General features: G+C 50.5%; 13 protein-coding genes. 6 read left to right on the top strand and 7 right to left on the bottom strand.

What is annotated here, in order from left to right:
- Nucleotides 1-11: 11 nt before the first annotated feature.
- A complete protein-coding gene (gene yczE / locus SK32_RS10625) occupies nucleotides 12-623 on the top strand; it encodes a membrane protein YczE (protein WP_048212415.1) in 612 nt (203 codons plus the stop codon).
- 82 nt (nucleotides 624-705) lie between these two features.
- The gene (locus tag SK32_RS10620; protein WP_048212414.1) at nucleotides 706-1059 is read left to right on the top strand and encodes a DUF1428 domain-containing protein; all 354 of its coding nucleotides are present in this window, start codon (nucleotides 706-708) and stop codon (nucleotides 1057-1059) included.
- Between the two features lie 54 nt (nucleotides 1060-1113).
- Here SK32_RS10620 and SK32_RS10615 read toward each other — a convergent pair whose 3' ends face one another.
- Nucleotides 1114-2667, bottom strand: a complete 1554-nt coding sequence (locus SK32_RS10615; protein WP_048212413.1) for an EAL domain-containing protein — start codon at nucleotides 2665-2667, stop codon at nucleotides 1114-1116.
- Between the two features lie 188 nt (nucleotides 2668-2855).
- Here SK32_RS10615 and SK32_RS10610 point away from each other — a divergent pair, with 188 nt between their 5' ends.
- Nucleotides 2856-3116: a type B 50S ribosomal protein L31 gene (locus SK32_RS10610; RefSeq protein WP_005125189.1), complete on the top strand. Its 261-nt coding sequence runs from the start codon at nucleotides 2856-2858 to the stop codon at nucleotides 3114-3116.
- A 1-nt stretch (nucleotide 3117) separates the two neighbouring features.
- The gene (gene ykgO / locus SK32_RS24670; RefSeq protein ID WP_005125190.1) at nucleotides 3118-3258 is read left to right on the top strand and encodes a type B 50S ribosomal protein L36; all 141 of its coding nucleotides are present in this window, start codon (nucleotides 3118-3120) and stop codon (nucleotides 3256-3258) included.
- A 77-nt stretch (nucleotides 3259-3335) separates the two neighbouring features.
- Here the strand turns inward: ykgO and SK32_RS10605 are convergent, their stop codons facing one another.
- From SK32_RS10605 to acrA, 6 genes are all read right to left on the bottom strand, one after another.
- Nucleotides 3336-3806, bottom strand: coding sequence for a YlaC family protein (locus SK32_RS10605; RefSeq protein ID WP_040232692.1), 471 nt, complete (start codon nucleotides 3804-3806; stop codon nucleotides 3336-3338).
- A gap of 116 nt (nucleotides 3807-3922) precedes the next feature.
- Nucleotides 3923-4474, bottom strand: a complete 552-nt coding sequence (maa, locus tag SK32_RS10600) for a maltose O-acetyltransferase (protein WP_048212412.1) — start codon at nucleotides 4472-4474, stop codon at nucleotides 3923-3925.
- A gap of 188 nt (nucleotides 4475-4662) precedes the next feature.
- The gene (locus tag SK32_RS10595; protein ID WP_002892050.1) at nucleotides 4663-4881 is read right to left on the bottom strand and encodes an HHA domain-containing protein; all 219 of its coding nucleotides are present in this window, start codon (nucleotides 4879-4881) and stop codon (nucleotides 4663-4665) included.
- A gap of 27 nt (nucleotides 4882-4908) precedes the next feature.
- The gene (gene tomB, locus SK32_RS10590) at nucleotides 4909-5283 is read right to left on the bottom strand and encodes an Hha toxicity modulator TomB (RefSeq protein ID WP_003021733.1); all 375 of its coding nucleotides are present in this window, start codon (nucleotides 5281-5283) and stop codon (nucleotides 4909-4911) included.
- A gap of 488 nt (nucleotides 5284-5771) precedes the next feature.
- On the bottom strand, nucleotides 5772-8921 hold the full coding sequence (gene acrB / locus SK32_RS10585; protein ID WP_048212411.1) for an efflux RND transporter permease AcrB: 3150 nt from the start codon (nucleotides 8919-8921) through the stop codon (nucleotides 5772-5774).
- Between the two features lie 22 nt (nucleotides 8922-8943).
- Nucleotides 8944-10137, bottom strand: coding sequence for a multidrug efflux RND transporter periplasmic adaptor subunit AcrA (acrA, locus tag SK32_RS10580; RefSeq protein WP_048212410.1), 1194 nt, complete (start codon nucleotides 10135-10137; stop codon nucleotides 8944-8946).
- 141 nt (nucleotides 10138-10278) lie between these two features.
- Here acrA and acrR point away from each other — a divergent pair, with 141 nt between their 5' ends.
- Together acrR and mscK are read left to right on the top strand one after the other, a co-directional pair.
- Complete coding sequence (gene acrR / locus SK32_RS10575; RefSeq protein ID WP_048212409.1) at nucleotides 10279-10929, top strand: multidrug efflux transporter transcriptional repressor AcrR; 651 nt, start codon at nucleotides 10279-10281, stop codon at nucleotides 10927-10929.
- Nucleotides 10930-11056: 127 nt separating this feature from the next.
- Complete coding sequence (mscK, locus tag SK32_RS10570) at nucleotides 11057-14422, top strand: mechanosensitive channel MscK (protein ID WP_048212408.1); 3366 nt, start codon at nucleotides 11057-11059, stop codon at nucleotides 14420-14422.
- The last annotated feature ends 34 nt before the right edge of the window (nucleotides 14423-14456 follow it).

Here is a 14456-nt window from a genome sequence, read left to right as displayed (position 1 = left end):
AGGAGAAAATTATGCTGCGTCGTTTACTTCAGCTGTATGTTGGACTGGCGCTGTACGGCGTTTCGACGGCGATGTTTGTCCGTGCAGATTTAGGGGCTGATCCGTGGAACGTATTTCATCTGGGCGTGGCAAATCTATTATCGATGAATATCGGCCTGGTGATCATCGCCGTGGGTGTACTGGTCCTGCTGGCATGGATACCACTGCGCCAGCGCCCCGGATTTGGCACTCTCAGCAATGTCATTATGATTGGTTTGGCGGCAGATGCCGCGCTGGCGGTGATCCCAGGATTCGAATCGCTACTGACGCGCAGTGGACTGCTGGTTGCGGCGGTGATCCTGAACGCGTTAGCCACCAGTCTGTACATTGGCGCCGGTTTTGGTGCGGGCCCACGTGACGGCTTGATGACCGGCATTCATGCGCGTACTGGTTGGTCTGTACGGACTATCCGGACCGCAATCGAGGTGTCGGTTTTGCTCAGCGGTTGGCTTCTTGGCGGAACCGTGGGTGTTGGAACGGTACTGTATGCGTTAGCTATTGGACCGTTAATTCAGATTTGCCTGCCGTGGTTTCGTCATCTGCCGCAGCCACGTATTTGTGTTCGGAATGAGCCTACGGCGTGATTGCCTGCTGACGACTAAACTTAACCTCGACTGACGCGGCTGGAATCGGCTTGCCGCGCAGTACACTTCGGAGGTTTATCTGATGAAGTATGTTGATGGTTTTGTTGTTGCCGTTCCTGCCGAAAACAAGGAGGCATATATCGCGATGGCGGCAAAGGCTGCGCCGCTTTTCAAGGAATTCGGTGCACTGCGCGTTGTGGAGTGTTGGGCTGATGATGTTCCCGACGGTAAGTTGACCGATTTTCGTATGGCGGTGAAAGCGCAGGATCATGAAGAAGTGGTATTCAGCTGGATTGAATACTCTTCCAAAGAAGTCCGCGATGCGGCGAACCAGAAGATGATGTCCGATCCCCGTATGAAGGAGTTTGGTGAATCTATGCCATTTGATGGCAAGCGAATGATCTACGGCGGATTCTCGCCCATTATGGAAGAGTGACATGACTGGCTGTGCGGCGTGCCGCCAGCCATCTCAATACACGCCAGTGCCATGCTAAAGTCGTTTTTCCGCCCACAGAATAAATTCCGCCTTTGGCAGTGCTTTGCTGTACAACCAGCCCTGACCATACTGCACGCCATGTTGACGTAGCCAGCTTTCCTGGTTCTCGGTCTCGATGCCTTCTGCCACCATTTCCAGCTTCAGCGTTTTGGCTATCTCGATAATATGTGGCGTGACGTTATTGTATTCCAGCGCATCGACGAACGATTTGTCTATCTTCAGGATGTCTACATCCAGATCCTGCAAATAGCTCAGACTGGAATAACCGGTACCAAAGTCATCAATATAGATTGAGTGACCCGCCTGACGGTATTTAGCAATAAACGGCGCGCTGTTTTTCGGGTCGGCAAATTCGCGTTCAGTCAGTTCCAGGGCAATTTGTGCGGGTTTTAGTTGCCAGTGGTTAACCATGCGGCTTAGCAGCGCCGGAAGCGTTTCGGACTTCAAATCGGCCGACTCAAGGTTGAGTGATATATGCTGTTGAGGATGTTGATGCAGCCATTTACCTAGATCCTCGAAGACGTTTTCAATAATCAAACGTGTGAGTGGTTCTGTCAGGCCGGTTTCTTCGGCCAGCGGGATAAAAATATCGGGTGAGAGATAGCTACCGTCAGCTTGTCGCCAGCGGGCCAGTGCTTCCGCACCCACGACCTTTCCTGTTTTGAGCGAAATAATGGGCTGGTAATGGACCTTGATAGCCCGGTTCTGAATGGCATCTTGCAATTGGTGATGGGGAGACTGCAAGCGGCGCAAAATACGCAGAATAAAGAGGGCGGTGAGCAGGCCAATAATGAGCCCTGCCGGGAGCCATATCAGCGCCTGTCGGTGCCAGGATTTTTGCAAAGGTAATGTCGACGCCCAGCTTACGATAGTGATGCCCAGTTCGGGGAAAGGGCGAGAATTATAAATACTGCCCTCTTTTTGAAAATGGCTGATAGAACGGTCTTTTTGCAGATGATGTAACACGTCTGAAGGGAGATCGGCACTACTGGCCACCACGACGTTGCTTACTGTACCCACAATGGCGACTTCGATAGGCCATGAACCAAATGGAATGACATCAATGAACGATCCCGGATCGATCATCACGACATAATGTTCGCTGCCGAGCGCCGCCATAAAACGTTGTATTCCGAGGTCGTTTTGCGAAGTTAACCAGGCGCGATAGCCATCAGGTGTCATTTTCATTGGTGGCGGAAACGCAGCAGCCAGGCTCCTTTTCTCAAGGGAGGAACATTGTGGAACATTGCCTTTGAGGTACATCACTTCCTGAATATAACGGTAGCTGTATGACAACCGGCGCATTTCCAGCAAATGTTCCTCTGAGCAGGGCACACCCTGGAAGGCTTCTATTTTGCGTAGCGCTTTTTTGGCCTGTTCGCCGACGCGTTCTGTACGCAAAGCGACGCGGGTAGAGAATGAATCAAGTTCATCGATAAATTTCGTTTCGACCTGACGATGTGCCAGCCACAGGCTTAAACACACCGGTACGAGGATGGACAGAACCAGTATTCCCGTCACCAGGCCAATCAGATGTCGTGTTGTCACGGTGATATCCTTATTTACACAGCATAGGGAAAGTATATCTGAAAGCCGAAAAAGCTATTCGATTGGCATCATATATTTACGGCCACTTATCATCCCGTTTAGTAACCCACAACGTAAATCTGGTTGTGATTCGTACAAGAGTGGTGTATTTTGTTGGGTATGTTATAACGTAACAAATTGAGGTTGCCATGAAACCGGATATCCACCCTTTTTATCGCCCAGTGGTGTTTCACGATACCAGTGCCAATGAATACTTTAAGGTCGGTTCGACGATTAAAACCGAACGAGAGATTGAGTTCGAGGGCCAAATGTACCCGTACGTAACGCTTGATATCTCGTCTAAGTCACATCCGTACTATACCGGTAAACAGAAAACCTTCGATAATGAAGGCAGCGCGGCTCGTTTCCAGAAACGTTTCGGCCACTTCATTGGCACTAAGCGAGGTTAAGATGCAGGTACTCAATTCACTTCGCAGCGCAAAGCAGCGGCACCCTGACTGCCAGATAGTCAAACGCAAAGGGCGTTTGTACGTCATCTGCAAAACGAATCCGCGGTTTAAAGCGGTACAGGGCCGTAAAAAAAGACGTTAGTCACTTCGCCAGCATTACAGGGACTGAAGTGCGTTCCCCTCGTGGGACGCACTTTTTTTGTTTGTGACAGGGCGTGATTACTGACTAGCCTGCGCGCGGGTTAGTGTGAAGACATCATAAAATGACAGTTCGCCTTTCCGCGTTATCATTTTTTGCAGTTGGGCCTTATGCTCACTGTCGACTTGGGGAGAGTGCAGAATAGTGTCGATCAGCGAGGGTGGCACAAAGCGTGTGTTGTACCATTCACCGTTATAGCAGACTCTGAAATCCAGTACGTCAATGTCTTCAAAGCGGTAACGTGGCGCAACGTCAAAAAAGAAAAAGGCGTTGAGTAAGGCGAACAGTACAACCAACAGCCATACCGAATCGACCAGCGTTTCTGATTGCAGCATAACCGCCAGTGTGGCAAAAAACGCAACATACATGCCGATAAATAGCCCTGGATGTTTACGAATAAAGCTGATGCTAAAGCGCGGTTTGTTGTCGCGCTTTTCGCGAATATTTAAGTCATCGATGGTTTCGGTAAGCAGGCGTTGTATTTCTGTCATCTCTTGCCTTCGTGAAGTCTGCAATAGTCAGGAGGGATCAGCCCATTTTAAAAGGGGATACTGTCTGAGAAAAGTAACAGATTAACCACAATTTAGCATAACAGTTACATATCAGATCACAGTGTTTTGATGATCCGTGCCGGATTGCCTCCGACGACGGTGTTTGCCGGAACGCTTTTCGTCACCACTGCGCCTGACGCCACAACCACATTGTCGCCCAGTGTTACACCCGGATTTATGACTGCGCGACCACCGATCCAGACATTATTCCCGATGGTTACAGGTTTCCCTAGTTCAACCCCGCTATTGCGTTCGTTAGCGTCCAGTGGATGAGTTGCCGTATAGATATGGACTCCCGGTGCCAACATACAGTTATCACCGATGTTGATTGGGCAGACATCAAGCATGACGCAGTCGAAGTTGGCGTAAAACGCGTTGCCGAGATAAATGTTATACCCGTAGTCGCAACGAAAAGAGGGCTCAATGTAAGCGCCTTCGCTTTGCCCCAACAGATCGCGCAGGATAGCCTGACGTTCACTCTGCGCATCAGGTGCGGTGGCATTGTATCGGTGGATGAGTAGGCGTGCGCGGAGACGGTCGTTGCGCAACGTTTCATCTGCTGGGCGATACAACTCGCCGGCGATCATCTTTTTCTTATCTTCACTCATTACGAACTTTCCCGTTTGCTGATAGGCAGTCACAGTACAGTAAAACGCAATGCAGGGAAGGGGAACGTTCCCGTTTTCTCACTGTGATCGCAATCACGTGATTTGAATTAAATAATGATAGTTGGTGCGGGAAATGGTCAGCCAGACAAACAAATGTTTCGCGATACCTGACTTAACCTCATGAGCAATTAACGAATAAATTTCCAAACAGATGTTGGGATCTTGTCGTAGAGCTTATTCATTGTCAATTCAGCAAGACGATGATCGGCGGCTGAGTAAAATACAGCCAGTTCATTGTCAGACAATTCATATTTATTTTTCTCAATAACACGTTCAAGCGTGTCAATTGTTTGACAGCGTCGCAGGCGCATCAAATAATCTGTTTTAGTTAATGGTTTATCGGACATAACTCTTACCTATGATTGTAATAATTTTTAACAAGACAAACTGACAGGATTAGCCCTGGTGGCATTGACAAAACAGCGAAACAGTCGATTACCTGACTTCCGCCATTTCTGTAGATCCTGCGTATTAATACCATAACTACTGAACAACATAAAAGTGTCATCCAGGTATTCATCAATCTGCGCGATCAGCTTATTGTCCTCATTGTACTTAATTTTATAATTAAGTGCGAAGGTTGCAATATGCTCTATCAGTTCATTGAGCTGCAAGCTGGTTGCAGAGGTAGGGTCATTTACCCAACCATGATTGCTTTGTTCAAGGTTTGCAAGACAGTCATGATACAGGGTTTCGCAGAGAAATTTAAGCTGCGCGATATCATGTCTTTTCGGTGAGTATTCATCCATAACGCATCCCCTTCTTAGTGGTTTAGACTAACCGAACACCTTTCGGGATGGATACAACAAACGACCTGGAACTTGCCCGCGACTCCTGATGATTTAACTATAATCTACTCTAAAAAAGATTTCATCGTCATATCACGAAAAATTACAATTATGCAAAATTATGACGCAGTCCCATTTTTACATTTTAACAGATAAATGCCGGTATTCGAAATGGAACAACTTCTTTATTCTCGGCCAATCATCACGTTATCTTGTTTAGGTTTAGCAACGAAAGGCGACAACCGACTCTGTGAACGAAAACTAGGAATAGTCTTAATATTTATTTAAGTAAATAAGGGTTCATGACGTTTTTTAAGAATAGCCTTTAGACTCACAAGGATTATATCGCTTATTTAAACAAGAGAAAATAAACGAAATCGCAATAAGCGCTTTTTATGATTTTTTTCCAGAAAAAAGGCCGCTTGCGCGGCCTTATCTTTAGGAATGTATCAATGATGCTCAACTGAGTGGCTATGTTCAACATCTTCGTTCTTGCGGCTAAAGCGGCGGCGGACCACCACAAAGAACACCGGAACAAAGAAGATAGCCAATACGGTTGCTGTGACCATCCCGCCCATTACGCCAGTACCGACGGCGTTCTGCGCGCCACTCCCTGCACCGGAGCTGATAACCAGTGGCATTACGCCGAGGATAAAGGCTAACGATGTCATCAGAATCGGACGTAAACGCATACGAACTGCGTCCAGCGTCGCTTCTACCAGGCCTTTACCTTCTTTATCCATCAAGTCTTTGGCGAATTCGACGATCAATATCGCGTTCTTCGCCGACAACCCAATGGTTGTGAGCAGGCCCACCTGGAAGTAAACGTCGTTGGTCAAACCACGGAATGTTGCCGCCAGCAGCGCACCGATAACCCCCAGTGGAACGACCAGCATAACGGAGAACGGAATTGACCAGCTCTCGTACAATGCCGCCAGACACAGGAAGACGACGATCAGTGAAATCGCATACAGGGCAGGTGCCTGGTTACCGGACAGCCGTTCCTGGTAGGACATGCCCGTCCAGTCATAGCCGATACCGGATGGCAGTTTGCTGGCCAGTTGCTCCATCATTGCCATCGCTTCACCGGTACTTTTACCCGGTGCGGCCTGGCCCAGGATTTCCATGGAAGGCAGACCGTTATAGCGTTCCAGACGCGGAGAACCATATTCCCAACGTGAGGAAGAGAACGCAGAGAACGGCACCATTTGTCCATCGCTACCGCGGACATACCAGTTTCCAATATCTTCCGGCAACATACGGTATTTGGCTTCAGACATGACGTAAACTTTCTTCACACGACCACGGTCGATGAAGTCGTTAACGTAGCTTCCGCCCCATGCAGCGCCCAGCGTTGTATTAATGTCACTAATGGAAACACCCAGAGCCTGCGCTTTTTCCTGATCGATATCGATCTTGAATTGCGGAGTATCTTCCAGACCGTTAGGACGTACGCCTACCAACAGATCTGGATGTTTCGCGACTTCACCAAACAGTTGGTTACGCGCCTGAGTCAATTTTTCATGGCCCAGACCAGCCTGGTCAATCAACTGGAAGTCGAAACCCGTCGCGGTGCCAAGTTCTACGATTGCTGGCAGGTTAAAGGCGAATACCATGGCGTCTTTAATCTGCGAGAATGCACCCATCGCACGTTGAGTAATGGCCTCAACTTTGTTCTCTTCGCCCGGACGTTCACTCCAGTCTTTCAACGAGACGAACGCGATACCGGTGTTCTGACCACGACCCGCAAAGCCGAAGCCGTTAACGGCAAACACCGATTCAACGTTCGCTTTTTCTTTAGTCAGATAGTAATCCGTCATTTCGTCCAGCACCTTCTGGGTACGCTCTTGCGTTGCACCCGCTGGCAGCTGAGCCATTGACAGGAATACCCCCTGGTCTTCATCCGGCAAGAACGAACTTGGCAGACGAACGAACAGATAGGCCATGCCCACGACGATGATCAGATACAGCGCCAGATAACGACCGGTGCTGCGCAGAATACCGCCTACGCTGTCGGTATAGTGGTGCGTGCTCTTATCGAACATGCGGTTGAACCAACCGAAGAAGCCCGTTTTGCCTTCACCGTGATCGCCTTTAGCAATCGGTTTAAGCATTGTTGCACACAGGGCAGGGGTCAGAATCAACGCCACCAGTACAGACAACGCCATTGCGGAAACAATGGTGATGGAGAACTGACGGTAAATCGCACCGGTAGAACCCCCGAAGAAGGCCATTGGGATAAATACCGCTGACAGTACCATCGCGATACCCACCAATGCGCCCTGAATCTGGCCCATTGATTTACGCGTTGCTTCTTTCGGTGGTAGCCCTTCTTCGGCCATGACACGTTCAACGTTCTCGACCACAACGATGGCGTCATCCACCAACAGGCCGATGGCGAGCACCATCCCGAACATCGTCAACGTGTTTATCGAGAAGCCGAAAATCGCAAGGACGGCAAACGTACCCAATAGCACCACCGGCACGGCGATAGTCGGAATCAACGTCGCGCGGAAGTTCTGCAGGAACAGATACATGACCAGGAATACGAGGATGATTGCTTCCGCCAGCGTTTTCACTACTTCGTGAATAGAGATTTTCACGAATGGCGTAGTGTCATACGGGTAAACGATCTTCAGGCCTGACGGGAAGAAGGGTTCCATCTTCTTCAGCTCTTCGCGGATAGCGTTCGCGGTGTCGAGGGCGTTAGCGCCTGTCGCCAGCTTGATACCCAGACCAGACGCAGGTTTGCCGTTGAACTTCGCAATGATGTCGTAGTTCTCGCCACCCAGTTCGACTTTCGCGACGTCACGCAGACGTACCTGAGAGCCATCCTGGTTCACTTTCAGCAGAATTTTGCCGAACTCATCTGCGGAGGTCAGACGGGTTTGCGCGATGATCGACGCGTTAAGCTGCTGGCCTTTCACTGGCGGCGTACCGCCTAACTGACCGGCCGCAACCTGGGCGTTCTGCGCTTTAATGGCGCTGATCACATCAACTGGCGTCAGTTGGAAGTTGTTCAGTTTATTCGGATCCATCCAGATACGCATCGCGTACTGGGAACCGAACAGCTGCACGTCGCCCACACCTGAAGTACGGCTGATCGCATCCTTCATGTTGGCGCCAACGTAGTCGGAAATATCCTCCTGCGTCATGGTGCCGTTGGTGTTGATAACACCGACAACCATCAGGAAGCTGCTGGATGACTTCTCAACGCTAACCCCTTGCTGCTGTACTTCCTGAGGCAGCAACGGCATGGCCAGCTGCAGTTTGTTCTGCACCTGTACCTGCGCGATATCCGCATCAGTACCAGACTGGAAGGTCAGGGTGATCTGCACGGTACCCGTGGAGTCACTGTTTGAGGACATGTACATCAGGTTATCGATACCGTTCATGTTCTGTTCGATAACCTGCGTAACAGTATCCTGTACTGTTTTGGCATCAGCGCCAGGGTAGGTCGCGGAGATCGTCACTGCCGGCGGTGCAATAGTCGGATATTGCGCTACCGGCAATTTGAGGATCGCGAGCCCCCCTGCCAACATGATGATAATGGCGATCACCCACGCAAATATGGGGCGATCGATAAAGAAATTAGGCATGTCTTAACGGCTCCTGTTTAAGTTAAGACTTGGACTGTTCAGGCTGGCTACCGCTTGCGGCTGGCTGGTTATTATCCGCGGTGACTTCCTGCGCTTTAACCTGAGCGCCAGGACGAACTTTCTGCAGCCCACTTACAATCACACGGTCGCCTGGCTTAAGTCCTTCAGTGACTAACCATTTGTCGCCAATTGCTTGTGCTGCCACAATTTGACGCGTTTCAACTTTGTCATCAGCACCGATAACTAATGCACTGGCATCGCCACGCGGTGTGCGGGTAACGCCTTGCTGTGGAACCAGTAACGCCGTTGGGTTTGTCCCTTCTTCCAGACGCGCACGGACGAACATGCCCGGCAGTAGGGTGTGATCCGGGTTCGGGAAGATTGCGCGTAACGTAATTGACCCAGTGGTTTGATCAACCGTCACATCCGAAAACTCCAGCGTACCGGACTGCGGGAATTTAATACCGTCGCTGGTAACCAGTTCGACTTTTGCTTTACCGTTCTCTTGCTTCAGCGTGCCATTGGCCAACTCTTGTTTCAGGCGCAGGAAATCGTTACTTGACTGCGTCACATCGACATAGATGGGATCCAACTGCTGAACGGTCGCCAGTGCGGTCGCCTGACCGTTTTGCACCAGTGCACCTTCAGTAACAGATGACTTACCAATGCGGCCGCTGATTGGCGACGTGACTTTGGTATAGGCCAGGTTGATACGTGCGGTTTCTACTGCGGCTTTCGCAGCGACAACAGCAGCGTTCGCCTGTTGTGCATCTGCCTGCGCGCTATCGTAGTCCTGTTGACTGATGTACTTCGTACCTAACAGTTTCTGATAACGTTTAACCGTCAGCTGAGCGATATTTGCCGCTGCTTGTGCTTTGGCCAGATCGCCTTTCGCACTTTCGTACGCGGCCTGGTAAGTAGCAGGATCAATCTGATAGAGAGACACACCTGCTTCAATGTCGCCGCCTTCGGTAAAGTTACGCTTCAGGATAATACCGCTGACCTGAGGGCGAACTTCCGCAATGCGAAACGCACTGGTGCGACCTGGGAGTTCAGTTGTGATCTGTAGAGGTTCAGTTTTGAGCGTCACAACTCCAACTTCTGGCATCTGCTGGCCCCCTTGTTGGGCCTGTTTGTCGTCACATCCTGTTAGCGCTAAGCTGCCTGAGAGCATCAGAACGACTGCCAGAGGCGTTAACCCTCTGTTTTTGTTCATATGTAAACCTCGAGTGTCCGATTTCAAATTGATCAATGGCTTAAAGCCCATAAACCCATTGCTGCGTTTATATTATCGTCGTGCTATGGTACATACATTCACAAATGTATGTAAATCTAACGCCTGTAAATTCACTGACATATGGCACGAAAAACCAAACAACAAGCACAGGAAACACGGCAGCACATTCTGGATGTTGCTCTGCGTTTGTTTTCGCAGCAAGGGGTATCATCCACCTCGCTTGCGGAGATCGCAAAAGCCGCTGGTGTAACGCGCGGTGCTATCTATTGGCATTTCAAAAATAAGTCGGATTTATTCAGTGAAATCTGGGAGCTAGCAAAACCTAACATTGATGAGTTAGAAACTGAGTATCAGGCAAAATTCCCCGACGATCCACTATCAGTATTAAGAGAAATTTTAATTTACGTTCTTGAAACTACCGTAACAGAAGAACGCCGACGTTTATTGATGGAGATTATATTCCACAAATGCGAATTTGTCGGGGAAATAGCATCAGTTCAGTTAGTCGAACGTAGCCTGTGCCTGGAAAACTATGACCGTATAGAAAAAACGTTACGCCACTGTATGGATGTCAACATGCTGCCGGAAAACCTGAACACACGTCGTGTTGCGGTGTTAATGCGTAGCTATATTTCCGGAATCATGGAGAACTGGTTATTTGCCCCCGAATCATTTGATCTGAAAAATGAGGCTCGCCACTACGTGGCGGTGTTGCTGGAGATGTGCCTGCTTTGTCCAACCTTGCGCCTGCAGACAGGGGAGACACGCTAACTTACCATTTCTGCACCAGGAATTCTCCTGGTCATTTTGCCTCCTGCTATTCTGCTGGTCACAGCCGTGATATTCTTGCCGCTTGACTATTTCCGGTCACTTTCCCGGTTCAGAAACATTCATTCTCATGACTATGTTGCAGCTCTATAAACGTTCACAGCATGTAATTGCTATTAGCATTCTTTTCTTCATTCTATTGCTATCCTGCCAGTCATCTGCATTTGCGCGGGCGCAACAGAGTGGTGAACTGCCGACGAAAGCGGATATCCAGAGCCAGTTAGACACGCTGAGTAAACAAAAAGATCTCTCCGCGCAGGATAAGCTGGTCCAACAGGATCTCATCGATACCATCGCCACGCTGGATAAAATCGATCGCGTGAAAGATGAGACCGTACAGCTTCGCCAGAAAGTGGCCCAGGCGCCGGAGAAAATGCGCCAGGCAACGGATGCGCTAAATTCGCTCAGCGATGTCGATAATGATGACGAAACGCGGAAAACGCTGAGTACGCTCTCTCTGCGCCAGCTTGAATCTCGTGTCGCCCAGGTGCTGGACGATCTGCAAAGCGCGCAAAACGACCTTGCAGCCTACAACAGTCAGTTGGTCTCGCTGCAAACGCAGCCAGAGCGCGTGCAAAATGCGATGTACACCGCATCACAGCAAATGCAGCAAATCCGTAATCGCCTGGATGGAACTAATGTGGGTGAGGCGGCATTACGCCCCAGCCAACAGGTGTTGCTGCAGGCGCAGCAAGCGTTGCTGAGCGCGCAGATCGATCAACAGCGTAAAAGTCTGGAAGGCAACACTGTTTTGCAGGATACCTTGCAGAAACAGCGTGATTATGTAACGGCGAATACGAATCGTCTCGAACACCAGCTTCAGTTGCTGCAGGAAGCGGTGAACAGCAAACGTCTGACGCTAACCGAAAAGACGGCGCAGGAAGCGGTAACGCCAGACGAAGCGGCCCGTATCCAGACCAACCCGCTAGTTAAGCAAGAACTTGATATTAACCATCAGCTCAGCCAGCGTCTGATTGCCGCGACTGAAAACGGCAACAGCCTGATGCAGCAAAATATCAAAGTCAAAAACTGGCTTGACCGCGCGCTGCAATCCGAACGTAACATTAAAGAGCAGATTGCCGTTCTGAAAGGCAGTCTGCTGCTGTCGCGTATTCTGTATCAGCAACAACAAACGCTGCCGTCGGCGGATGAACTTGCCGATATGACCAACCGGATCGCCGACTTGCGTCTGGAGCAGTTCGAAGTCAACCAGCAGCGCGACGCGCTGTTCCAGAATGATGCGTTTGTCGCCAAACTGGAAGAAGGGCACAGCAACGAAGTTAACGGCGAAGTCCATGATGCCTTACTGCAGGTTGTGGATATGCGCCGTGAACTGTTGGATCAGCTCAATAAGCAACTGGGCAACCAACTGATGATGGCGATTAATCTGCAAATTAATCAGCAGCAGTTAATGAGCGTGTCGAAAAACCTGAAAGGGATCCTCACGCAGCAGATTTTCTGGGTTAACAGTAACCGTCCGATGGACTGGGACTGGATCAAAGCTTTCCCGCAAACGCTTAAAGACCAGTTTAAGTCGATGAAAATCACGGTGAACTGGGAAAAAGCGTGGCCCGCAGTGTTTATTGCGTTTCTGGCGGGATTGCCGCTGCTGCTCATTGCCGGGCTCATCCGCTGGCGTCTTAAATGGTTGAAAGAGTACCAGGCGAAATTAGCCGCCGCGGTAGGTAACCTGCGTAATGACAGTCAGCTCAACACGCCAAAAGCGATTCTGATCGATCTCATCAGAGCCTTGCCGGCGTGCCTGATTATCCTCGCGGTAGGTCTGATTCTGTTGACTATGCAGTTGAATATCAGCGACCTGCTGTGGGCGTTCAGCAAGAAGATGACCGTCTTCTGGCTGGTGTTTGGTTTATGCTGGAAGGTGCTGGAAAAAGATGGCGTGGCGATTCGTCATTTTGGCATGCCTGCGAAACAGACCAGCCACTGGCGTCGCCAGATTGTGCGCATCAGCCTCGCGCTGTTGCCGTTAAACTTCTGGTCGGTTATTGCTGAGCTGTCGCCGCTCAACCTGATGGACGATGTGCTGGGTCAGGTGGTCATTTTCCTCAACCTGCTGCTGATCGCCTTCCTGGTATGGCCAATGTGCCGCGAAAGCTGGCGCGATAAAGAGTCGCATGGTCTGCGTCTGGTGACGATTACCGTGCTGTCGATTATCCCGATAGCATTAATGGTGCTGACGGCAACCGGCTATTTCTACACCACGCTGCGCCTGGCGGGACGCTGGATTGAAACGGTTTATCTGGTCATTCTCTGGAACCTACTGTACCAGACCGTGCTGCGTGGATTAAGCGTCGCGGCGCGTCGTATCGCCTGGCGTCGCGCGCTGGCGCGTCGTCAGAACCTGGTGAAAGAAGGGGCGGAGGGCGCAGAGCCGCAGGAAGAGCCGACCATCGCGCTGGAGCAGGTAAACCAGCAAACGCTGCGTATCACCATGCTGGTGATGGTGGCTCTGTTTGGTGTTCTGTTCTGGGCCATTTGGTCTGATCTGATCACCGTGTTCAGCTATCTCGACAGCATTACGCTCTGGCATTACAACGGTACCGAAGCGGGTGCGGCAGTGGTGAAAGACGTCACCATGGGTAGCCTGTTGTTTGCCATTATTGCCTCGATGGTGGCGTGGGCGTTGATCCGCAACTTACCCGGCCTGCTGGAAGTGCTGGTACTGTCGCGACTCAAAATGCGCCAGGGGGCATCGTACGCGATCACCACGATCCTCAACTACGCGATCATCGCTATCGGTGCGATGACGGTCTTCGGATCGCTCGGTGTTTCGTGGGATAAGCTACAGTGGCTGGCAGCAGCCCTGTCGGTTGGTCTTGGTTTTGGTTTGCAGGAAATCTTCGGTAACTTTGTTTCGGGTCTGATTATTCTGTTTGAACGCCCGGTGCGTATTGGCGATACCGTGACTATCGGTACGTTCTCAGGAACGGTCAGCAAGATCCGTATCCGTGCCACCACCATTACCGACTTCGATCGCAAAGAGGTGATCATCCCGAACAAAGCATTCGTGACGGAGCGTTTGATCAACTGGTCGCTCTCCGATACGACCACGCGTCTGGTGATCCGCATTGGCGTGGCCTATGGTTCGGATCTGGACAAAGTGAAGAAAGTGCTGCTGCAGGCGGCGATGGAGCACCCGAAAGTAATGCACGATCCGGAGCCTGCGGTGTTCTTTACCGCCTTCGGCGCCAGCACGCTGGATCATGAGCTGCGTTTATACGTGCGCGAACTGCGCGATCGTAGCCATACGGTTGATGAACTTAACCGTGCGGTCGATCGTTTGTGCCGTGAAAACGACATTGATATTGCCTTTAACCAGCTCGAAGTGCACCTGCATAATGCGAAAGGTGACACCGTGACCGAGGTTAAGCGTGACATCATCAAAGGCGACGATCCGACGCCTTCTGTAGGTTAAGTTGCAATCAGGGTGGCAAATATGCCGCCCTGAT

Source organism: Citrobacter sp. MGH100 (assembly GCF_001034465.1).
In the GTDB taxonomy this organism is placed as follows: Bacteria; Pseudomonadota; Gammaproteobacteria; order Enterobacterales; family Enterobacteriaceae; genus Citrobacter; species Citrobacter youngae.
The sequence above is the reverse complement of the archived record's forward strand: the minus strand, read 5'-3'. Positions and strand labels throughout refer to the sequence as shown.